Source organism: Campylobacter sp. BCW_6465 (genome assembly GCF_001762815.1).
GTDB classification, from domain to species: domain Bacteria; phylum Campylobacterota; class Campylobacteria; order Campylobacterales; family Campylobacteraceae; genus Campylobacter_D; species Campylobacter_D jejuni.
Window position 1 is genome coordinate 343898 of record NZ_MJXN01000112.1, and the last position, 22929, is coordinate 366826.

At 30.5% G+C, this 22929-nt stretch carries 21 protein-coding genes; 19 read left to right on the forward strand and 2 right to left on the reverse strand.

Annotated elements, in window-relative coordinates:
* The first annotated feature begins 123 nt into the window (after positions 1-123).
* The 14 genes from rpmH to AJ886_RS09980 all read left to right on the forward strand — a co-directional run bounded on the left by rpmH (position 124) and on the right by AJ886_RS09980 (position 14107).
* Entirely contained in the window at positions 124-258 is a 135-nt protein-coding gene (gene rpmH, locus AJ886_RS09915) for a 50S ribosomal protein L34 (protein WP_002776864.1), read from the forward strand.
* Positions 255-581, forward strand: coding sequence for a ribonuclease P protein component (rnpA, locus tag AJ886_RS09920; protein WP_002853349.1), 327 nt, complete (start codon positions 255-257; stop codon positions 579-581). Before rpmH ends, rnpA begins: the two co-directional genes overlap by 4 nt.
* Complete coding sequence (gene yidD, locus AJ886_RS09925; protein ID WP_002865962.1) at positions 578-919, forward strand: membrane protein insertion efficiency factor YidD; 342 nt, start codon at positions 578-580, stop codon at positions 917-919. Before rnpA ends, yidD begins: the two co-directional genes overlap by 4 nt.
* Entirely contained in the window at positions 916-2502 is a 1587-nt protein-coding gene (gene yidC / locus AJ886_RS09930) for a membrane protein insertase YidC (RefSeq protein ID WP_002861707.1), read from the forward strand. Before yidD ends, yidC begins: the two co-directional genes overlap by 4 nt.
* Before the next feature lie 3 nt (positions 2503-2505).
* Positions 2506-3324, forward strand: coding sequence for a Jag N-terminal domain-containing protein (locus tag AJ886_RS09935; protein ID WP_070287626.1), 819 nt, complete (start codon positions 2506-2508; stop codon positions 3322-3324).
* Positions 3317-4645 (forward strand): tRNA uridine-5-carboxymethylaminomethyl(34) synthesis GTPase MnmE, encoded by a 1329-nt coding sequence (gene mnmE / locus AJ886_RS09940; protein ID WP_070287627.1) that lies wholly within the window; start codon positions 3317-3319, stop codon positions 4643-4645. The genes AJ886_RS09935 and mnmE overlap by 8 nt, the downstream gene beginning before the upstream one ends.
* A 10-nt stretch (positions 4646-4655) precedes the next feature.
* The gene (gene purL / locus AJ886_RS09945) at positions 4656-6842 is read left to right on the forward strand and encodes a phosphoribosylformylglycinamidine synthase subunit PurL (RefSeq protein ID WP_070287628.1); all 2187 of its coding nucleotides are present in this window, start codon (positions 4656-4658) and stop codon (positions 6840-6842) included.
* Positions 6839-7609 (forward strand): DnaJ domain-containing protein, encoded by a 771-nt coding sequence (locus tag AJ886_RS09950; RefSeq protein ID WP_070287629.1) that lies wholly within the window; start codon positions 6839-6841, stop codon positions 7607-7609. Before purL ends, AJ886_RS09950 begins: the two co-directional genes overlap by 4 nt.
* 2 nt (positions 7610-7611) lie before the next feature.
* Positions 7612-9144 (forward strand): bifunctional phosphoribosylaminoimidazolecarboxamide formyltransferase/IMP cyclohydrolase, encoded by a 1533-nt coding sequence (purH, locus tag AJ886_RS09955; RefSeq protein ID WP_070287630.1) that lies wholly within the window; start codon positions 7612-7614, stop codon positions 9142-9144.
* A gap of 98 nt (positions 9145-9242) precedes the next feature.
* On the forward strand, positions 9243-10835 hold the full coding sequence (locus tag AJ886_RS09960) for a methyl-accepting chemotaxis protein (protein WP_070287631.1): 1593 nt from the start codon (positions 9243-9245) through the stop codon (positions 10833-10835).
* Between the two features lie 9 nt (positions 10836-10844).
* Positions 10845-11279, forward strand: coding sequence for an META domain-containing protein (locus AJ886_RS09965; protein ID WP_002871471.1), 435 nt, complete (start codon positions 10845-10847; stop codon positions 11277-11279).
* 97 nt (positions 11280-11376) lie between these two features.
* On the forward strand, positions 11377-12354 hold the full coding sequence (locus AJ886_RS09970; protein ID WP_070287632.1) for an agmatine deiminase family protein: 978 nt from the start codon (positions 11377-11379) through the stop codon (positions 12352-12354).
* Entirely contained in the window at positions 12351-13238 is an 888-nt protein-coding gene (locus AJ886_RS09975; protein ID WP_002861699.1) for a cation diffusion facilitator family transporter, read from the forward strand. Before AJ886_RS09970 ends, AJ886_RS09975 begins: the two co-directional genes overlap by 4 nt.
* Complete coding sequence (locus AJ886_RS09980; protein ID WP_002871473.1) at positions 13235-14107, forward strand: N-carbamoylputrescine amidohydrolase; 873 nt, start codon at positions 13235-13237, stop codon at positions 14105-14107. The genes AJ886_RS09975 and AJ886_RS09980 overlap by 4 nt, the downstream gene beginning before the upstream one ends.
* A gap of 11 nt (positions 14108-14118) precedes the next feature.
* Here the strand turns inward: AJ886_RS09980 and AJ886_RS09985 are convergent, their stop codons facing one another.
* Positions 14119-15465 (reverse strand): SH3 domain-containing C40 family peptidase, encoded by a 1347-nt coding sequence (locus AJ886_RS09985; RefSeq protein ID WP_070287633.1) that lies wholly within the window; start codon positions 15463-15465, stop codon positions 14119-14121.
* A gap of 48 nt (positions 15466-15513) precedes the next feature.
* On the opposite strand from AJ886_RS09985, the gene pif1 reads away from it, so the two are divergent.
* Positions 15514-16857: an ATP-dependent DNA helicase Pif1 gene (pif1, locus tag AJ886_RS09990; protein WP_044794402.1), complete on the forward strand. Its 1344-nt coding sequence runs from the start codon at positions 15514-15516 to the stop codon at positions 16855-16857.
* Positions 16858-16866: 9 nt separating this feature from the next.
* Entirely contained in the window at positions 16867-17601 is a 735-nt protein-coding gene (locus AJ886_RS09995) for a hypothetical protein (protein WP_044779484.1), read from the forward strand.
* Here the strand turns inward: AJ886_RS09995 and lolA are convergent.
* Positions 17598-18107: a LolA-like outer membrane lipoprotein chaperone gene (gene lolA / locus AJ886_RS10000; protein ID WP_002871477.1), complete on the reverse strand. Its 510-nt coding sequence runs from the start codon at positions 18105-18107 to the stop codon at positions 17598-17600. The genes AJ886_RS09995 and lolA overlap by 4 nt on opposite strands.
* A gap of 100 nt (positions 18108-18207) precedes the next feature.
* On the opposite strand from lolA, the gene secA reads away from it, so the two are divergent.
* From secA to AJ886_RS10015, 3 genes are read left to right on the forward strand one after another with little or no spacing between them, the layout of a single operon-like run.
* A complete protein-coding gene (secA, locus tag AJ886_RS10005) occupies positions 18208-20796 on the forward strand; it encodes a preprotein translocase subunit SecA (protein ID WP_070233134.1) in 2589 nt (862 codons plus the stop codon).
* A complete protein-coding gene (locus tag AJ886_RS10010) occupies positions 20793-21998 on the forward strand; it encodes an ABC transporter permease (RefSeq protein WP_070287634.1) in 1206 nt (401 codons plus the stop codon). The genes secA and AJ886_RS10010 overlap by 4 nt, the downstream gene beginning before the upstream one ends.
* A gap of 22 nt (positions 21999-22020) precedes the next feature.
* Entirely contained in the window at positions 22021-22806 is a 786-nt protein-coding gene (locus AJ886_RS10015) for an amino acid ABC transporter permease (protein ID WP_044794404.1), read from the forward strand.
* Positions 22807-22929: the final 123 nt, after the last annotated feature.

Below are 22929 nucleotides of genomic sequence, written 5' to 3' on the forward strand. Positions count from 1 at the left end.
CTTTTAAAAATAATTTCAAAATTTATCAAAAGAATTTAAAAATTACTCTTAATTAAAAGCAATTTATAAGTAAGATTAAGATAAAATACAAGTTTATTTTATAATTTTTTAAGGAAAAATCAAATGAAAAGAACTTATCAGCCGCATGGCACTCCAAGAAAACGCACTCATGGTTTCCGTGTTCGTATGAAAACTAAAAATGGTCGCAAGGTGATCAATGCAAGACGCGCTAAAGGTAGAAAAAGACTTGCTGTGTGAAAAATTTTGATAAATTTAGCACAAACGAGGAATTTTCATCTGTATATAAAGTAGGTAAAAAATGGCATTGCGAAGGTGTGATCATTTTTTATCTGAATAGTTATGAAAAAAAAATAGCAGTTGTTGCTAGTAAAAAAGTTGGAAAAGCAGTGGTTAGAAATCGTTCAAAACGAATTTTAAGGGCTTTGTTTGCTAAGTTTGAAAGATATCTTCAAGATGGCAAATATATTTTTGTAGCTAAAAATGAAATCACTGAACTTTCTTTTTCTAGGTTAGAAAAAAATCTAAAATGGGGATTGAAAAAACTAGAATGTTTCAAATGATATGCCTAAAAATACTCCGTTTTTATCAGAAATTCTTAAGCCCTTTAAAACCCGCTGCTTGTAGGTATTATCCTAGTTGTTCTGAGTATGCACTTTGGCAGTTTCAAAAAAAGAATTTTTTTCTAGCTTTTTTTTCTACTTTTTTTAGAATTTTAAGATGTAACCCTTTTTTTAAAGGGGGATTTGATTATCCTAGAGTTTCTAAAAATTTTTATCCTATGAATTTATGTTTTAAGCCTATATTTTTAGCAAAAAAACAACTTTGTTTTTTATACATACCTTATAAAAATAAAAGTTTTTATCTTATAAAAATCATCTTTAAAAGGACAAATCAGTGAATAATTCAAATAATATTTTTCAGCAAAAGCGTATACTTTTGGCTGTTGTGATTTCTTTTTTATTTTTTGTTGTTTATGATTATTTTTTCATTCCAAAGCAACCTTTAAAAATAGAACAAAACATTACACAACAAAATCAACAAAACACAAGCATAAATAACACTCCTAATATACAAAATACCACCACAAATACTCCAAGTGCGGCTTTAGTTTCGCAAGATAGTGTGATATCTAAGGTTCAAAGCAAACATTTTGAAGCACAAATTGACTCTTTTGGTAGAATTTCTGCTTTTTATTTAAAAGATAAAAAATACCAAAATGAGAAAGGGGAATTTATAAATCTTGTTAGCAAGGAAAATAGTCCTTATCCTTTAGAAATGCGTTTTAGTGATCCAAGTATTAACTCAGAGGCTTTTAAATTTCCTTATATTGCTAACTCTAGCAATCTTTTTGTTGATGAAAATGGAAGTCAAGTTTTAAAACTCACTCAAAATCTTTCCGGATTGAAAATCGAAAAAGATATTACTTTTTATCCAAAAGGAAATTATGAGATAGAAGTTAAACTCAGCAAAAATGCAAATTATTTTATAAGTCCAGGATATCGTCCAAATATTGCCGTAGATAGTTATACAGTTCATGGTGCTTTGGTAATGGATAATAAAGAAACCATCGAAACTTATAAAGATGGAGATGTAGAGAAGGATGAAAGTGCTAATAATGTCGTAATGACTTCGGCTTTTGATAGATACTATGCAACTTTCTTTTATAATTTTGATAAACCTTTAAATGTGGCAATCAGCAAGGATGCTAATAAAAACCCTATAGTTTTTGCTTATAGTGATAATGAATTTAAAGCAGGGGGTTATATAGGTTCTAAAGAACATGTGATTTTAAGAAGTATAGATCCACGCCTTGAAGCAGTTGTTGAATATGGTTGGTTTACTTTTATTGCTAAGCCTATGTTTGAGTTTTTGAATTTCTTACATCAGTATATAGGAAATTGGGGTTGGGCTATCGTTGTGATGACTTTAATTGTGCGTATTATTTTATTCCCACTAACTTATAAATCTATGATTTCTATGAATAAACTTAAAGATCTTGCTCCTAAAATGAAAGATATTAGAGAGCGTTATAAAGGCGATCCACAAAAAATGAATATGCACATGATGGAGCTTTATAAAAAACATGGTGCAAATCCTATGAGTGGTTGTTTGCCTATACTTTTACAAATTCCTATTTTCTTTGCTATTTATCGCGTTTTGCTTAATGCTATTGAGCTAAAAGCAGCTCCTTGGGCGTTTTGGATACATGATTTATCGGTAATGGATCCTTATTTTATTTTGCCTATTTTAATGGGTGCAACGATGTTTTTACAACAACTTATCACACCTATGACTATACAAGATCCTATGCAAGCTAAGATTATGAAATTTTTACCAGTGATTTTTACTTTTTTCTTTATCACTTTCCCAGCAGGACTTACGCTTTATTGGTTTGCAAATAATCTTTGTTCTTTGGTTCAACAATGGGTTATCAATAAAATATTTGCTAAAGAACATCACAAAAAAACAAGTGGAGCATGAAAAATGAAAATCGAAGCCATTGATCTTCAAAGTGCCTTAACAGAAGCTTCAAGAAGTTTAGAATGTTCTGTGATGGACTTAGAATATGAGATTATTCAGCATCCAAGAAAAGGTTTTTTTGGATTTGGAAGAAAAAAGGCAATTATAGAGGCTAAAGCAAAAAAAAGGATTTTGAAAAAAAATCCTAAAAAAGAATTTACAAGTTCAAAAAATCACAAACCAGAAACACATGAGCCAAAACAAGAAAACAAGATTGAAATAAAAAATGAAAAAAATAAAAGTCAAAAAGAAAAATACATAGTAAAAAGTGATGAAATTTTTGATAGTTTTCATCGAGAAAGCAAAGGAGTGCGTAATACTCAGGATATTTTAGATGAGATTCGTATTCAGCTTGTAAAACTTTTAGAAAGCTCCCAGTTTAAAATAGAGCTTAGTGAACTTAGAATGTATGATGAAGATTGTGTTTTGATTCGATTGGATGGGGAAGATGCTGCTTTGATGATAGGCAAAGAAGCACATCGTTACAAGGCTATTTCTTATCTTTTGCATAATTGGATCAATTTAAAATATAATCTTTTAGTGCGCCTTGAGATCGCTCAATTTTTAGAAAATCAAATTCAAGGTATGCAGCTTTATTTACAAAGCGTGATTGAAAAAATTAAAATTCATGGACGCGGACAAACCAAACCTTTAGATGGGGTTTTGATAAAAATCGCTTTAGAGCAGTTAAGAGCTGCATTTCCAGATAAGTATGTAGGAATTAAGCAAAATAATGATCAAAGATTTGTTGTAATAAACGACTTTTTCAAAAAAGATGAGTGATACTATAGCGGCTATTGCCACAGCTCATGGCGTGGGTTCGATTTCTATTGTAAGATTAAGCGGTGAAAGAGCTTTAGAATTTGCCTTAAAGCTTAGCCACAAAACCAAACTCACCCCCCGCCATGCTACTTTTACAAAACTTTTTAATCAAAACAATGAAATCATCGATGAAGCTATAATGATATATTTTAAAGCTCCTTATAGTTTTACAGGTGAAGATATAGTAGAGTTTCAAACTCATGGAGGATTTAGTGTGAGTGAAGTTTTACTCGAAGAACTTGTGAGTTTAGGGGCAAGACTTGCTTTAGCGGGAGAATTTAGCAAAAGAGCGTGTTTAAATGGCAAAATGACTCCTTTAAAAGCCTTAAATATACAAGATCTCATACTTTCAAAATCTGCGCTTGCAGCTAAAATTATAGCACGCAACATGCAAGGAAATCTAGGAGAACTTTTAGAAAAAATTCGTACAGATTTGGTTAAAACTTTAGCTTTTGTAGAAACTAGCATTGATTATGCTGATGATGATTTACCTTCTGATTTATTAGAACAAATTTCTACTATGTGTGAAGAAAATTCTAAAATTTTAAAAGAAGTTTATACACTTTCTCAAAGCAAAAAAGGACTTATAGAAGGTTTTAAAATCGCTATTGTAGGTAAGCCAAATGTAGGCAAATCCTCGCTTTTAAATGCCTTGCTTTCTTATGAAAGAGCTATTGTTTCAGATATAGCAGGCACCACTCGTGATACTATAGAAGAGAGCTTTAAATTAGGAACGCATTTATTACGCATTATAGATACAGCGGGTATTAGGGAAAGTAAAGATGTTATAGAACAAATCGGCGTAGCTTTAAGTAAAAAAAGTTTAGAAGATGCAGATATTATTTTGGCAGTCTTTGATGCTTCAAGAGTGCAAGATAAAGAAGATGAGAAAATTTTTGACTTATTAGCAAATACTGATAAAAAAATCTTTTGGATTTTAAATAAAAGTGATTTAGAAAATGTTTTCAAAAATACTCAAAATAAAAATTTTATCAAGCTTAGTGCTCAAAAAGATATCACTTTGTTAAAAGAAGAATTGCAAAATTATCTTAATTCTTTTGATAGCGAAGGTATTATGGTAAGTTCTTTAGATCTTATTAATGCTTGTAAAATTTCAAGTGAAGTGATTTTTAGAGCTAAAGGACTTTTAGAGGAAAGTTCTTTAGAACTTTTTGCTTTTGAACTTAATTTAGCTATTAATGAACTTGCAAGATTTACCAAAGATTTTCAAAGAGATGAAATTTTAGACGAAATGTTTGGTAATTTTTGTTTAGGAAAATGAAAGGATAAAAATGGATAAAGAAACCATAAAAGCACATAAAATCAGCGATGAAGAATATGCACAAATTTTAGAAATTTTAGGACGAGAACCAAATCTGTTAGAACTTGGGGTTATTTCTGCGATGTGGAGTGAGCATTGCTCTTATAAATCCAGTAAAAAATATCTTAATGGTTTTCCAACTAAAGCATCTTGGGTGATTCAAGGCCCAGGAGAAAACGCAGGGGTTATTGATATCGGGCAAGGTATGGCAGCAGTTTTTAAGGTAGAAAGTCACAATCACCCTAGCTTTATCGAACCTTTTGCAGGTGCGGCTACAGGAGTAGGGGGAATTTTACGTGATGTTTTTACTATGGGTGCAAGAGTGGTTGCAGGGCTAAATTCTTTAAAATTTGGCAATATTCATGATGAAAAATGCGGCAAACATCAAAAATACCTTGTTAAAGGTGTGGTAAATGGAATTTCTCATTATGGAAATTGCATGGGTGTGCCAACTATAGGTGGAGAATGTGCTTTTGATGAGTGTTTTAATGGAAATATCTTAGTTAATGCCTTTGCTTTAGGGGTTTGTAAAAGTGAAGATATCTTTTATGCTAAGGCTGAAGGTGTAGGAAATCCTGTGATTTATGTGGGTTCAAAAACAGGGCGTGATGGACTTGGTGGAGCGGTTATGGCAAGTGATAGCTTCAATGAAGAAAGCAAATCTTTGCGTCCTACAGTGCAAATTGGCGATCCTTTCAGTGAAAAACTTCTTATGGAGGCTTGTTTAGAGCTTTTTAAAACCGATTATATTGTGGGTATTCAAGATATGGGTGCTGCAGGACTTACTTCAAGTTCTTTTGAAATGGCAGGAAGAAGTGGCAGTGGCATGAAACTTTACTTAGATAAAACTCCTATGCGTGAAAGCGGTATGACTCCTTATGAGTTAATGCTTAGCGAATCTCAAGAAAGAATGCTTATTTGTGCGAAAAAAGGTTATGAAGATAAGGTTATAGAAATTTTCAAAAAATGGGATTTAGATGCTGTGGTTATGGGTGAGGTTACCAATACAGGAAAAATGGAGCTTTTTTTGCATGATGAGCTTGTAGGGCTTATTCCTATCGAGCCTTTAAGTGAGAAAGCGCCGATTTTAAGTCGCCCTACAAGCGAGCCAAAATATTTAAGTGAAATTAAAGACTATAAATTTGAGTTAAAATCAAGCGTTCAAGAGCTTTTTATACAAATGCTTCAAAATGAAAATATTAATAATAAAGCTTTTATTTATGATCAATTTGATTCAAGCGTGCAAACCAATACCATAAAAGCTGATGGAAAATTAGGTGCTAGTGTTATTCGTATCAAAGAAAATGGTGCAAGTGTGGCTATGGCTATAGAATGTAATTCACGCTTAAATTATGTAAATCCTAAAATAGGAGCAGCTTTAGCAGTAGCTTCTGCAGGAAGAAAGGTTGCTTGCACAGGAGCTAAGCCTTTGGCAATAAGTGATTGTTTAAATTATGGAAATCCGCAAAATCCTGAAGTGATGTGGCAATTCGCACAAGGTTGTGAAGGTATTAAAGAAGCTTGTAAAGAGTTAAATACCCCAGTAGTAAGCGGCAATGTTTCACTTTATAATGAAACTGAAGGCGTAAGTATTTATCCAAGTCCTACTATAGTAAGCGTAGGGGTTTTAGAAGATGCAAATAAAACCTTAAAAGCTAGTTTTGAAAAAGAAAATTTAAGCGTTTATCTTTTGGGTGAAAGTTTAGGAGAATTTGGCGGATCTATGGTAATGAAAATCCAAGATAAAAAAGTATCAGGAAGTCTTAAAGAGCTTGATTATAAAGCTGAACTTGCACTTTGGGATTTGCTTTATAAAGCCAATCAAAATTCTTTACTTGAGTGTGCCAATAGCGTAGGAATAGGGGGTATTGCTATGACTTTGGCAAAAATGTTTGCTATTTCTAGTGTGGGTGCAAATTTAACAAGTGATTTTGATGATGAAAAAATGATTTTTGATGAGAGTGCAAGTCGTGCTATAGTAGGGCTTAGTAAAGAAAATGAAGAAGCTTTTTTAAATTTAGCTAAAGAATTTGGAGTAAAAGCTTATAAATTAGGTGTGAGTACAAGCCAAAAATATTTTAAACTTGATAGCATTGAGTTAAGCAAGGCTGAACTTGATAAGTTTTATTTTGAAAGTTTTAAAGAGCAAATCCAATGACTTTAGTTTTAATTATACTCGTTGTTTTGGTGTTTTACTGGTATTATAAAACTTGGGGAAAACAGGATTTTTTACACTCAGCCACAAGAGGAGCCAAAGGCTTTGCTAAGGGTTTTGCTCGTGGGGTTATGGAAGAAAGAATGGATGAGTTTAAAAGGCGTATGAATTACTATGTTATCGCACTTTTGGCAAAAATTGCAAAAAGCGATGGCAGAGTAAGTGAAAATGAAGCTGAAATGATCAAAGATCTTTTAGATGCAAATGCCAAAGATGAAAAAGAAAGAGCTTTTTTAAAAGCAAGTTTTAACGAACATAAAGAAAATTTAAGCGATGCTTTTTATGTGGCAAAAGATTTTTTAAAAGAAGTGCCTTTACCTAAAAATGAGCGTTTTAATGTCTTGCGTGTGCTTGTTTTTATGGCTTTAATCGATGCAGATTTTAATGCTAAAAAGCGTGAAATTTTAGAGCAAATCGCTAAAGCCTTTGATATAGCAAAAAGCGAATTAGATGCTTTTATTGCAAGTCTTTCAAATTTAAAAAGTTCTAAAAAAGAATTAAGTCTTGATGAAGCTTTTGCTATTTTAGAACTTCCAAATAATGCAGATTTAAATGCGGTAAAAAAACAATACCGCAATTTAGCAAAAAAATACCATCCTGATATTTTAAACGCAAACAATGTCAGCGAAGAAGAGCTTAAAATCGGCGTAGAGAAATTTCAAAAAATCAACGAAGCTTATGAAAAAGTTAAAAAACATTTAGAAAGGTAAAAATGAGAGCATTACTTAGTGTGAGTGATAAAGAAGGCATAGTAGAATTTGGCAAAGAGCTTGAAAATTTAGGTTTTGAGATTCTTTCAACAGGCGGGACTTTTAAGCTTTTAAAAGAAAATGGAATAAAAGTTATAGAAGTGAGTGATTTTACAAAGAGTCCTGAGCTTTTTGAAGGGCGTGTGAAGACTTTGCACCCTAAGATTCACGGTGGGATTTTGCATAAAAGAAGCGATGAAAATCATATCAAACAAGCAAAAGAAAATGAAATTTTAGGCATTGATCTAGTTTGTGTAAATTTATATCCTTTTAAAAAAACTACCATTATGAGCGATGATTTTGATGAAATTATAGAAAATATCGACATAGGCGGACCTGCGATGATAAGAAGTGCAGCAAAGAACTATAAAGATGTGATAGTGCTTTGCGATCCACTTGATTATGAAAAAGTGATTGAGACTTTAAAAAAAGGTCAAAATGATGAGAATTTTCGTTTAAATTTGATGATAAAAGCTTATGAGCATACAGCAAATTACGATGCTTATATTGCAAATTATATGAATGAACGCTTTAACGGAGGTTTTGGAGCGAGCAAATTTATAGTAGGACAAAAAGTATTTGATACAAAATATGGAGAAAATCCACATCAAAAAGGGGCTTTATACGAGTTTGATGTCTTTTTTAGCGCAAATTTCAAAGCCCTTAAAGGCGAAGCAAGTTTTAACAATCTAACCGATATTAACGCAGCTTTAAATTTGGCTAGTAGTTTCGATAAAGCTCCAGCTATTGCTATAGTAAAACATGGAAATCCTTGCGGTTTTGCTATAAAAGAAAATTTAGTACAAAGCTATATATATGCTTTAAAATGCGATAGCGTCAGTGCTTATGGAGGAGTGGTTGCAATCAATGGAACTCTTGATGAGGCTTTAGCAAATAAAATCAATGAAATTTATGTAGAAGTAATCATTGCAGCCAATGTAGATGAAAAAGCTTTAACTGTGTTTGAAGGTAAAAAACGCATTAAAATTTTTACTCAAGAAAGTCCGTTTTTAATCCGCAGTTTTGATAAATATGATTTTAAACATATTGATGGGGGTTTTGTATATCAAAACAGCGATGAAGTAGGCGAAGATGAGCTTAAAAATGCAAAGCTTATGAGTCAAAGAGAGGCAAGTAAGGAAGAATTAAAAGATCTTGAAATCGCTATGAAAATAGCAGCATTTACCAAATCAAATAATGTTGTTTATGTAAAAAATGGTGCTATGGTGGCTATAGGTATGGGTATGACAAGCAGAATCGATGCAGCAAAGGCAGCAATCGCTAAAGCTAAAGAAATGGGGCTTGATTTACAAGGTTGCGTTTTAGCAAGTGAAGCCTTTTTTCCATTTAGAGATAGCATAGATGAAGCAAGTAAAGTAGGGGTTAAAGCTATAGTAGAACCAGGCGGAAGCATAAGAGATGATGAAGTGGTAAAAGCAGCCAATGAGTATGGTATGGCGCTTTATTTCACAGGCGTAAGACATTTCTTACATTAAGTTTAACGGAATGTTATGTTTTTTACACATAATTCAATAAAAATTAAATAAATTATGTGTAAAATATTTCCGAAAAAATTTATTTTTAGGAAACTATGATGTTTAAAACTATAGGATTTAAGGTTTCTGCTGCAATTTTTGTGGTATTGCTTATAAGTTTTATTGTAATGCAAGTGATTTTAAATTTAGATTTTAAAAATACTGCCAATAAAATGAGCAGGGCAAATTTAGATACCGTAAGTACTTCTGTTTTTCAAACAATGAGAATGGCTATGAATTTAGGAGATCCTGAAAAAATTAAAGAAGCCATTGAAGATGCAAAAAGTATAGAGGGTATTAGTGATATTAAAATTTATCCTTCAAAAGATACTATAGATCTTTTTGAGATGAAAGCCCCTCAAATTTCAAATGATAAGCGTATTATAGAACAATTTTCAAATCCTAAAATTCAAGCTTTAGAAGAAAATGTAAATGGTGTTGTGCATTTAAGATTGATACGCCCTTTGATTGCAGATGAAAGTTGTGTTGCTTGTCATGCAAATGCTAATGTAGGGAGTGTGATAGGGGTTATGGATATATCGCATTCTTTAGAAGGTGTTCAAAAAGATATAAGTAAAACCAGTCAATCTTATATTATAATATTTACTATTGCTTTGATTTTTACCCTTTGTGTGGTTCTCTTAATGCTTAAAGTTGTTGTTGGAAAGCCTGTTTTAGAGCTTTTAAATCATGCTAAAGAATTAGCTCAAGGAAGTGGTAATTTAAAAGCTCGTATTTCAGTTAAAGGTCAAGATGAAATTGCTTTAGCTTGTAGATATATCAATCAATTTATCGAAAAAACTCACAAGGCAGTTAGCGGTGCAAGTCATAATTCAAAAAATGTAGAAAAACAAAGCAATCTTTTAAATTCAAATGCTATTTCTTTAAGTGAAATTAGTTCACAAAGTCATAAACAAATAGATCAAAGTTTTAAGCTTGGTGCAAATGTTGGTAATGAGCTTGGGGAACTTGCTAGTTTGTCAAATAAGGCAAATAGTGCCAATGAAAAATCCTTTTTATTATTAGAGCAAATGCTTAAATCTTTGTTTAATGTTGCTAATAAAGTATCAACAGTATCTCAAAATGAAAATGAATTGGCTAAAAAAGTTGAAAATATGGTTAATCAAGCAGGTAATATACAAAAAGCAACTCAAATGATGGATGAGATCGCAGATAAAACAAATTTACTATCTCTAAATGCTGGCATAGAAGCAGCTAGGGCTGGTGCATTTGGACGAGGTTTTTCTGTAATTGCTGAGGATGTTAGGCAGTTGGCTCAGAACAGTGAAGATTTTTTAGGAAATATAGCTCAAATTACAAAAGAGCTTTTGCAAAGTATTAATGAGGTTAGCGCAGAATTAAAGAAAAATGCTCAAAGTATACAAGCTTTAAATGATGACACCACTTTATTGGTTGATGATGCTAATGAGGTTAAATTATGCAACGAAGATGCTAGGGCTTTGGTAACTCAATGTACTGAAAAAATAAAAATTTCCCAAGAGAATATACAAAATTTACTTTCTCGTATGCAAAAAAATGTCGAAGTAAGTGAAAAGAATGAAGAAATTTCTAAAATTCTGCTTCAAGTTGCAGATGAGTTAAAAATAGTGTGTCATAATCTCGAAAGTGAACTTAACCAATTTCAAATTTAAAGGAATAAAATGAAAAAAACGCTTCAAATTGCTTTAGCTGCAACTTTTTTTGCAGGTTGTGCTAGTACTTCTGTTACTTCATCTACTTCTAAAGGTAATAATGAACTTGTGCAAAATCAGCTTTTCAAAATAGAAAAAATTATAGTTAATGGTAAAACTTTTGATCCAAAAAACGCAGAGGAAAGTCCAAATATCAGTTTTGAAAATAATAAATTTTATGGTTATTCAGGATGCAATCGTTTTTTTGGTTCTTATCAAACTAAGGCGGATACTTTACAAATCGAAGGTGATCGCGTAGCTTCAACTCAAATGCTTTGTCACCCAATGGATGTAATGGATTTTGAAAATTCTTTCCTTTCAAATTTCAAAGGAACTTTTAAAATTTCAAATGAAAATGGAAAACTTGTTTTAAGCAATGATGAAATGAAAATCTTTTTTAAATAATACCCTAAAGCCTCGAAATATCGAGGTAATCTTCTTAAATTTGACAAAAGTCTAAAAAATGATACAATTATAATTTTATTATCAAAAAGGTAGTTAAATGATAAAATCAATTCCTGAATGGAGTGAGCAAGAATACCTCATGCTTTCTTTACCTCATGAAAAAAGCGATTGGAGTCCATATTTAGAGGAAATTTTGCAAAGTTATAAAGAATTTGTAAAAGTGGTAAGTGAATTTCAAAAAGTTTTACTTATAGCTCCTAAACAGAGTGATTTTGAAAATTTTAAAGATATAAAAAATGTTGAGTTTTTTAAATGTGATACAAATGATACTTGGATACGTGATTTTGGAGCTATAGATATAGTAGAAAATAATCGTTTAAAGGCTCTTGATTTTACTTTTAATGCTTGGGGAAATAAATTTCAAAGTGAGCTTGATAATGCTGTAAATTCTAAGCTTTTTAAAGAAAAATTTAAAGAGGAGCTTAAAAAGGTTGATTTTATTTTAGAAGGAGGAAGTATTGACTTTAATGGAGAGGGTGTGATGCTTACAAGCTCTCATTGTCTTTTAAATGAAAATAGAAATTCTCATCTAAACAAAACTCAAATTGATACAAAATTAAAAGAAATTTTTGGTTTAAAGCAAATTATTTGGCTAGAAAATGGTTTCATAAAAGGTGATGATACGGATCATCATATCGATACCTTAGCAAGATTTATAGATAAAAATACCATAGTGCATTGTATTTGTGAAGATGAAGAGGATGAGCATTATTTGCCTTTGCAAAAAATGAAAGAAGAGCTTAAAAAAACAGGCTTTGATTTAGTAGAACTTCCTATACCTAAGCCTTTATACTATAAAGGAAGAAGATTGGGGGCGACTTATGCGAATTTTGTTTTTATAAATAATGCTTTAATTGTGCCTTTTTATAAGGATAAAAATGATGAAATCATAACTAAAAGACTTTCTAAAGCTTTACCCAATCATAAAATTATAGGAGTAGATGCAAGAGTGTTTTTACGACAAAACGGTTCTTTGCATTGTTCTTGTCAAAATCGTTTCAAAGGTTTAAGATGAGTTTGCAAAAAAAAGCAACTCTTGTAGCAAGTTTATGTGCTATTGTTTTAGCCTTGGTTAAATTTATAGTAGGCTTAACAAGTGGTTCTGTTGCAGTGCTTTCAAGTGCGATTGATTCTTTAATGGATTTTGCTATTTCTGCTTTTAATTTTTTAGCTCTTAAAAAAAGCTCACAAAAGGCGAATGAAAATTATAATTTTGGTTTTTCTAAAATTGAAGCTTTAATGGGTTTGTTAGAAGGTGTTTTTATAGTTGGCGTGGGGATTTTTATTTTTTATGAGAGTATTTTAAAGATTTATTATAAAGAAGAAATTAAAGATTTAAATTCAAGCATCTATGTGATGATTTTTGCTTTAATTATGACTTTTTTTCTTGTACTTTTTTTAAATTATGTAGCTAAAAAAACCAAAAGTTTGATTATAGAAAGCGATGCTTTGCATTACAAAACAGATTGCTTAACCAATGCTTGTACTTTAGGGGCTTTGGTTTTGATTTATTTTACAAATTTACATATTATTGATGCTATTTTTGGGATAGTGATCAGTCTTTATACGGCATTTTCTGCTTTTAAAATCATTAAAAAAGCTTTGGCTTTTTTAATGGATGAGGCTTTACCTAAGGAACAAGTGGATAAAATTTGTATTTTGATTTCTAATAATCCTGAAATAATTTCCTATCATGAATTAAAGACGCGTAAAACTCCAAGTTGTAATTATTTAAGCGTGCATTTGGTTTTTTGCCCTATAATTTCGCTTTTAAATGCGCATAAAATTTCAGATGAAATAGAAGAAGGTGTGCGTAAGATGTTTGAAAATGAAAAATGGGATATACAAATTCATTTAGATCCTTATGATGATGCAGAACAAGAAAGGCAAAGACAATGAAAATCGCTTTAATACAACAAAAATTTCACTCAAACAAAGAACAAACTATAAAAAAAACTTGCGAATTTATAGAAGAAGCCTCTAAACAAGGAGCTGAGCTTATTTGTTTAGGAGAGCTTCATCAAAGTGAGTATTTTTGTCAAAGTGAAAATGTGGATTTTTTTGACTATGCTAATGATTATGAAAAAGATGTGAAATTTTGGGCAAATATAGCTAGAAAAAATCAAATAGTGCTTATTACTTCATTATTTGAAAAACGAAGTGCCGGACTTTATCATAATACTGCAGTGGTTTTTGAAAAAGATGGTTCTATAGCAGGTAAATATCGCAAAATGCACATACCTGATGATCCTTGTTTTTATGAAAAATTTTATTTTACTCCTGGAGATTTGGGTTTTGAACCTATAAATACAAGTTTAGGTAAGCTTGGAGTGCTTATTTGTTGGGATCAGTGGTATCCTGAAGCAGCAAGAATTATGGCTTTAAAAGGAGCTGAGATTCTTATTTATCCCACGGCAATTGGTTGGTTTGATAAGGATGAAGATGAAGAAAAACAAAGGCAGCTCAATGCTTGGCTTGGTGTTCAAAAAGGACATGCTATAGCTAATGGTTTATATGTAGTAGCTATCAATAGAGTAGGTTTTGAAAAAGATGTAAGTGGGGTAGAAGAGGGCATTAGATTTTGGGGAAATTCTTTTGTTTTTGGCCCTCAAGGTGAAGAACTTTGTCTTTTAGATTCTCAAAACGAATGTGTAAAAATCATAGAAATAGATAAAAAAAGAAGTGAAAATGTGCGTCGTTGGTGGCCTTTTTTGCGAGATAGACGCATAGAATATTTTGCAGATTTAACTAAAAGATTTATTGATTAAATCAATAAATCTTATTTGTTTTGTATATTTTCAAGATAGCTTTTTATTTGCTCTTTTTCTTGTTCGTTTAAATTTATAAAACTTATTTCTTTAAGTCTTGATAAAAGCAAATTATCTTCTAAAATTTCATTTTTTCCTATTTCTAAAGAAGTGATGACGCTAGAACTTATGAGAAGTCTTTGGGTTGCATCTTTTCTTAAGCCCCATATATTATGTATGGCAATATTATTATCTGTAATTTGTCCTGCATAAAGCATAATATGTCCAGGTAAATAAAGTAAACTAAGATAAGCTTTCCCAAAGCGGTTTAAAAAATCTTTTTTTTGAGAATTACTAAGAGTGCTTATATCAAAATGATTAAAAGAATTTTTTTGTGCAGCTGAATTTCTTGGTAGATAAAGTCCAAAAGCTGAAAAGATATCACGAGTTAGTAAAGAACAATCTCTTTCAAAATTATAACCGCCCCAGCCATAAGGTAAATTTAAAACTTGTGAAAGTTGATTTTTTAAATTTTTATCATTGAATTGTAAAGGAAATTTAGATACATCTTTTTTAGAAATTTTATATTTTTTAGAGCCTATTTTTCCATAAAAATAGTTTTTATCTTCTTTGTAGTAAGGATAGATAGCGCCAATTCTACTTTCAAAGAAAAATTTACCATCTTCGCTATAGATAGGAAATTTTTCTTTTAGTGGTGTGATAAAGTTAAGATTTTCATAGATTTTCGCTCTATCATTTGAGAAAAATTCCAAATTTTTACTTTCAACAAATCCAAATCCAGCTTCACCTAAAACAAAAGCATAACGCTTATCTTTGCTGAAATGTGAAATTAAGACAGGGGTTCCAGCATTTAAAATGCTATCGCTTGCATAGTCAAAAGGAATTCCTTCATTTTCAAAAAAAGGATTTTTTAAGATAGCTCTTTGGGTTGGAAGATTTTTAATGATTGTATTTTGGATAATCAAAGCTTTTTGATTAAGTTTGCCAAATTCTTGGATATTTGCGTTATTTATAGTATTTTTAAACCATGAAAGTGGAATAATTTGTTTATTGAAAAAATAATAAGTATTTTTTGAATTTAAATATAAAGGAAAGGACCAAAAAATATTTTGTCCTTTGTAATTTTTAAATGAATCATGCCAAGGGTTAAAGAAATATTTTTTATATCGTTTTGCATCAAAATTAATATCGTAAGCAAATTGTGGTAAAATGCTTACATTTTGTTCGTATTCAAGTTTTGCATAATGTTGATTTTCATTTTTTTGTTTTAAATTTTCACGATGAAGTGAAGTTAAATTTTTTGTTGAACAAGCTGTTAAAAATAGCACTATAAAAGTAAAATATAAACAAGATTTCATAATCAACCTTTTAGAAAAAATAGTTATAATTAAAGCCAAGGAAATATAATGCTTGATAAACTAGAAAAAATTTTAGCTTATGATAATGTTTTTTTAAGTGGTGGTGCTGGAGTTGGTAAAAGCTTTTTGACAAATGAGCTTATCAAATCTTATAGAAAACAAAAAAAATTAGCCATAGCTCTTGGTTCTAGTGCTCTATCGGCGTTTAATATAGGCGGTGTTACTTTACACAGCTTTTTTTGTTTAGGGTATTGTGATGATATGATGAAATTAAGTGCATTGGATCGCAATCAAAAACAAAAAGAAAAATTAACAAAACTTAAAGAACTTTTAAAAACGATTGAGCTTATTATTATCGATGAAATTTCCATGGTTAGTGCAAGTGTTTTTGAAATGATAGGTTTTAGACTTAAAAATTCTCAATTTAATGGAAAAATTTTAGTTGTTGGAGATTTTTTTCAACTGCCTCCCGTAGTTAAAGAAAAAAAGGAAACTTTATTTAACCATTCTTACTATGCTTTTTCTTCATTTTTTTGGCAAGATTTAAATTTTAAGAATGTTAAACTTTCTCAACCTAAAAGAACGCAAAATATGGAATTTTATAACCATTTATCTTTGATTAGACAAGGTTTTTTAGATGAAAAAATTTTAAGCTTTATTGAATCTTTGCGAATTGATTATAAAGAATTAGAAAATTTAGAAGATGATTATACTTTACTTTGTGGTATCAATAAAAAAGTAAACAATATCAATCAAGAAAAATTAAGCAAACTTGAGACTCCGCTTGCATGCTTTAAGGCTCAGGTTAAAAAAGAAGATAAGAGAATAAAAGATGAAGAACTTGATTCTTGGATTAGAAGCTTAAATATATTGGAAGAATTAAATATTAAAATAGGCGCTCGTATTATTTTTTGTGTAAATAATTGGGATAAGAATTATTATAATGGAGAGCAAGGCATTATAGAAGATATTCTTTATGAAGAGGAGAAAATTTATATTAGCATTATTAAAAGTAATGGGATGAAAATTTTACTTGAACCTTATACTTTTTTCATGGAAGAACTTGAGCAATCAGGTAAAGATTTTGTTGTTAATATTCTTGCAAGTGTTACACAGTTTCCTATTAAGTTAGCTTATGCTATTACTATACACAAATCACAAGGCATGAGTATTGAAAAATTAGTGTGCGATATTGATCATATTTTTGAAAATGGACAGCTTTATGTCGCTCTTTCTCGCGCTACAAACCCAAATACTTTAAAAATTTATTCTACAAAAAAGATAAATTTTGGATTTTATTTTGCTAATATTTTAAAAATAGATTCTAATGTGATTGATTTTTATAAAAAACATAATTTTTTAGATCTTGAAATGCAAGAACAAATCATTTAAAGGCATTAAATGAAAAAAATATTTTTAAGTGTTTTTTTGGTTTTGAGTTTAAATGCTCAAAATCTTGAAATAGAGAACATAAGAACAGATTTGTATTCTAAAAGTGGGACAAATGTTCTTAAAAAAGTTGAAATTTCTTTGGAATTTGATGGGAATAATTTAAAAGAAAATGAAAATAAGTTAATTGATGCTGTAAATACAGTAATTTCAGGGTTTTTTTACGAAGATATTTTTACAGAAATTGGAAAAAATAATTTTAAAAAGACTTTAGAAAAATTTTTAGATAAGAAATATAAGATTAAATTAGATGATATATATATCATATCTTTAAGCGGAGTGGAAAAATTTGATTTAGAGGAGTTTAAACGCTTTTTAGAAAGCACTGAGGCTAAAGAGAAGGGTATGGGCAGCGAGGTAAAAAAAGCACTTGAAAACTTAGAAGCTCCTAAAACTCAAGTTCCTAGTGTTGAAAAGATCTCAACTCCTAGTGTTCCAAATTTAGAAGTCAAACAAGTTGAACAGCTTTTCAAAGATTCAGATGAAGAAAATAAAAATGACAATGGAGAAATCAATATAGATAATTTAAATACACCTAAAATGACTCCAGATATAGAAGAAAAAATTAAAAGAGATTTAATCGCCAATCCTCCACAAATATTCAAAGAAAATAACGCAAGCAAGCCTTATCATTTACCACAAACAGGTTATGATATAAAGCTTGATGAAAATACAACGCAAAATTAGCGAACTATGTCATAATTTTGCGGAATTTTTGCCTTAAAAACATCGGAATTAATTTTTGGATTTTTAATTTGATTGTTTAGATTGATTATAACATCATTTTCAAATTCATCTTTATAGGATATGCTTTGAATTTGCTCTTGATTGAGTTTAATTGTATAATTTATATTATCATATTTTGCTACAAGTTTATCTTTATCTATAAGACTTGCTTTTTTGAAAATTTCATTAAGATTTGGAATGTTATCAAGATGAGAGAAAATGACTTGCTCTAGATCGTGCTCTATTATGGTTACTTGATTTTTGTTAATATAAATCTCTTTTTTACTAGGAGTATCATAACTCCAATATGCTTGATCTTTACTCAGTATAAAATGTCCAGAATAAGAAAGTGTAGAGTTTTTGGATTTTACTATTTGGATAAAATCGCTTGAAAAGGTATTAAAATTAAGATCAAGGGCAAAAAGTTGTCCTATAAAAATAAAAAATATCAAGAATGTTTTTTTCATTTATTTTCCTTAAAAAAATTATATTTTTTATATCATTCTAGCTAATTTTAATTAAATAATCGTTATAATGATAGTTTGAAAAATTTATAAAGGTTTAAAAATGTTTTTAAATACCTTAAAAGCCGTTTTTGGAACAAAAAATGATCGTGAAGTTAAAAAATACTTCAAGCGTGTAGCACAAATCAATGCTTTAGAAGGCAAATATCAAAATTTAAGCGATGATGAATTAAAAGCCGAATTTGCAAAATTTAAAGAGCAAATTTTAAGCGGAGAAAAAAACGAAAATGATATCTTAAATGATGTTTTTGCTATAGTCAGAGAGACAGGTAAGAGAACTTTAAATATGCGTCATTTTGATGTGCAGTTAATCGGTGGTATGGTTTTACACGATGGAAAAATCGCAGAAATGAAAACAGGAGAAGGTAAAACCCTTGTAGCGACCTTGCCTGTTGTTTTAAATGCCATGAGTGGCAAAGGCGTACATGTCGTTACAGTGAATGATTATCTAGCCAAAAGAGATGCTGAGCAAATGAGTGCGATTTATAATTTTTTAGGTTTTAGCGTAGGTGTGATTCTTTCTTCTCAAAATAGTGACATAGAGCACAAGCAAGCTTATGATTGCGATATTACTTATGGAACCAATAATGAGTTTGGTTTTGATTATTTGCGTGATAATATGAAATTTTCAAAAGTTGAAAAAGTTCAAAGAGAGCATAATTTTGTTATTGTAGATGAAGTAGATAGTATTTTAATTGATGAGGCAAGAACTCCGCTTATCATCAGCGGCCCTACAAATCGCACTTTAGATGGTTATATTAAAGCCAATGAAGTAGCTAAGCAAATGCAAAAAGGTGAAGTAGTTTTACCTCCTGCAAAACCTGAGGGTGATTTTGTGGTAGATGAGAAAAATCGTAGTGTTTTGATTACCGAAGCAGGTATTGCTAAGGCTGAAAAACTTTTTGGTGTAGAAAATTTATACAGTCTTGATAATGCTATCTTAGCACATCAGCTTGATCAAGCTTTAAAGGCACATAATCTTTTTGAAAAAGATGTGCATTATGTTTTAAGAAATAATGAAGTTATCATCGTTGATGAATTTACAGGGCGTTTAAGCGAAGGACGTCGTTTTAGTGAAGGATTGCATCAAGCTTTAGAAGCTAAAGAAAATGTAAAAATTCAAGAAGAAAGCCAAACTCTAGCAGATATTACTTTTCAAAATTATTTTAGAATGTACAATAAACTCGCAGGTATGACAGGAACTGCACAAACAGAAGCGACTGAATTTTCTCAAATTTATAGTTTAGATGTTATTTCTATACCGACAAATATTCCTATTAAAAGACAAGATAAAGATGATCTTATCTATAAAACTCAAAATGAAAAATTTAAAGCCGTAATTGAAGAGATTAAAAAAGCCAATGCTAAAGGTCAGCCTGTGCTTGTAGGAACCGCAAGTATAGAACGCAGTGAAGTTTTTCACAATATGCTTGTAAAAGAGAAAATCCCTCATCATGTTTTAAATGCTAAAAATCACGAACAAGAAGCTTTGATTATCCAAGATGCAGGTAAAAAAGGTGCCGTAACTATCGCTACAAATATGGCAGGTCGTGGTGTGGATATAAAAATCGATGATGAGATTAGGGCTTTGGGTGGGCTTTATATTATAGGTACAGAAAGACATGAAAGCCGCCGTATTGATAATCAACTTCGTGGTCGTGCAGGAAGGCAGGGCGATCCTGGAATAAGTCGTTTTTATCTAAGTTTAGAAGATAATCTTTTAAGAATTTTTGGTGGGGATCGTATTAAAAGCATTATGGATCGCTTAGGTATAGAAGAGGGCGAAAGCATAGAGTCAAGAATCGTTACAAGAGCGGTTGAAAATGCGCAAAAAAAAGTAGAAAGCTTACATTTTGAAAGCAGAAAGCATTTGTTAGAATATGATGATGTAGCAAATGAACAAAGAAAAACTATTTATCGTTATCGTAATGAGCTTTTAGATGAAAACTATGATATTAGAGCTAAAATTTCTCAAAATATCGCTGAATATAGCACAAATGTAATGAATGATTATATGCTTGATGAAAGCGGTTCTAATGTAAATTTTGAAAATTTGAAAGCAAAAATTTTATATGAGTGTTCAACTCAGATTAGTGAAAAAGATTTTGAAAATTTAAGCGTCATTGAAATGCAAGACAAGCTAAGTCAAATTCTTGAAAATTCTTATAATGAAAAGATGTCAAGACTTGAGATTAAAGAATTGCGTAATATAGAGCGTATTTTATATTTGCAAGTTTTGGATAATGCTTGGAGAGAGCATTTGTATCAAATGGATATTTTAAAAACAGGAATAGGACTTCGCGGATACAATCAAAAAGATCCTCTTGTGGAATATAAGAAAGAAAGTTATAATCTTTTCTTGGAGCTAGTTAATCGTATTAAATTTGATAGTATTAAACTACTTTTTAGTGTGCAATTTAATCAAGAAGAGGTACAAAATTTAGAAAATAAAGCCAATGAAGAAAATGAAAAGCTACTTCAAAGCTCAGTAGAAATGGGTGCAAGCGAAGATAATCTTGGCGAAGCTGAGTTTAAAAAAGTTCCACGCAATGCTCCTTGTCCTTGCGGAAGTGGAAAAAAATTTAAAGAATGCCATGGAAAAAGTGGTCCTAAGCAAGGAATTTTAGCTTGAATAAAAGCGTTTTAAAATATTTACTTTTTAAATATTTAAGATTTGATAAAGAACAACCCTTTATCAATCTTTCTATGCTTTTGGCCTTTTTAGGAGTTTGCGTAGGACTTTGTGTTTTGCTTGTAGCTATGGCAATTATGAATGGTTTTGATAAAGAATTTGAAAAACGCTTTTTTGTGATGAATTATCCTATTACTATTTTGCCTAAATTTTACGCTCCTGTAAATGATGAATTTATAGATGAGTTAAGAAAAACATTTCCAAATTTGTTATTTAGCCCTTATATAAGTACTCAAGTTGTTATAAAGGGGGATAATCGTTTTGAAGGTGGTGTGCTTTTTGGCGTTAATTTTAATGATGAAAAAAAAATAAACGAAGTGGTTGCTAAAGCTTTAAAGGATGAGAATTTAAGTGGTTTTGATATACTTGTAGGATCAGCACTTATTGATGAATTTGGTTTGCATAAAAATGACAAACTTTCACTTATTTTTTCAAATCTTAATCCTAGTGGATTTTCTTTAGTACCACAAACTAAACGTTTTGATGTTAAAGCGCGTTTTACTTCAGGGCTTGCATTTTATGATAAAGCTTATATGTACACAGATGTTGATGCATTGAAAAAAGTACTTGGAATGCCTAAAAATCCAAATTATGATGGAGTTCATGTATATAGTGATAATGCTTTTAAGGATGTTGAAAAAATTAAATCTTATTTAAAAGACGATTATGCTGTAGTAGGCTGGTGGGAACAAAATAAAAATTTCTTTTCAGCCTTAGAGCTTGAGAAAAGAGCGCTTTTTATAGTGTTGATGCTTATTATTTTGGTTGCAAGTTTAAATATAGTAAGTTCTTTATTGATGATAGTAATGAATCGTCGCAGTGAAATAGCACTTTTACTTGCCCTAGGTGCAAGCAAAAATGAGGTAAAAAAGAGTTTTTTTGCCTTAGGCATGCTTATTGGCGGCGGTGGTATGATAGTGGGTGTGATGCTTGCATTTTTTACTTTATGGCTTTTAGGAAATTTTGATATTGTAACTTTACCTGCTGATGTTTATGGAACCAGTAAATTACCACTTGATTTGTCTTTAATGGATTTTTCTTTAACCATTATAGGTGCTTTAATAATCATAGCTTTATCGTCTTTTTATCCTGCAAAAAAAGCAACTCAAATTAACATTTTAGATACTTTAAGAAATGAATAAATTGTAATTTTGGAGATTTTTATTGTCTTTGTTTATCCAAAAAAATAAGAATTTTAAACCTTTAAAACCTCTATCAAAGTCAAAAATAATCACTAATTTAATTCTTTTGATTTTATTTTTAATATTGTTTTGTTATTGTAGTTTTAGTATAAGTGCTTATCATTTTGATTTTAGTGCAATTGCGACCTATAAAGAAAAATTTCTTCAAGGTTTTTTAAATACCTTAATAATCAGTTTTTTTTCTTTATTACTGAGTATAATTTTGGGTGGAGTTTTTTGTGCTTTTTCTTTAAGTTCAATTGTTTTTTTAAGATTTTTATCTATATTTTACATAGAGCTTATCAGAGGAACCCCTTTACTAGTGCAGGTATTATTGATATATTATATCGTTGCAAATAATTTAGGACTTGATAATCGATATGTGGCTGGAGTTATTATTTTATCATGTTTTTCTGCTGCTTACTTAGCTGAAATATTTAGAGCTGGAATTTTAAGTATTTCTATATCTCAGCTTGAGAGCGCTAGGGCTTTAGGGTTAAAAGAGATGCAGGTTTTTGCGTATGTAATTTTTCCCCAAGCTTTAAAAAATATTTTAGCACCGCTAAGTGGACAATTTGCAAATTTAATTAAAGATAGTTCATTATTAAGCGTTATTGCTGTAAATGAATTAACCCAAAGTGCACAAGAGATAAATTCTTATACTTTTGCTACTCTTGAAGCTTATGTAATTTTGGCTATTACATATCTTGTTTTGACTTTACCTATAAGTATATTTTCTCGTTATTTGGAGAGAAAATGCCAAAAATGATTTAAAAAAGCTTGACAAATAGAGCTAATTTTGGCATAATCACATTTTTATTTCAGAAAATGTCTCGTTAGCTCAGCCGGTAGAGCATCTCCCTTTTAAGGAGGGGGCCGTTGGTTCGAATCC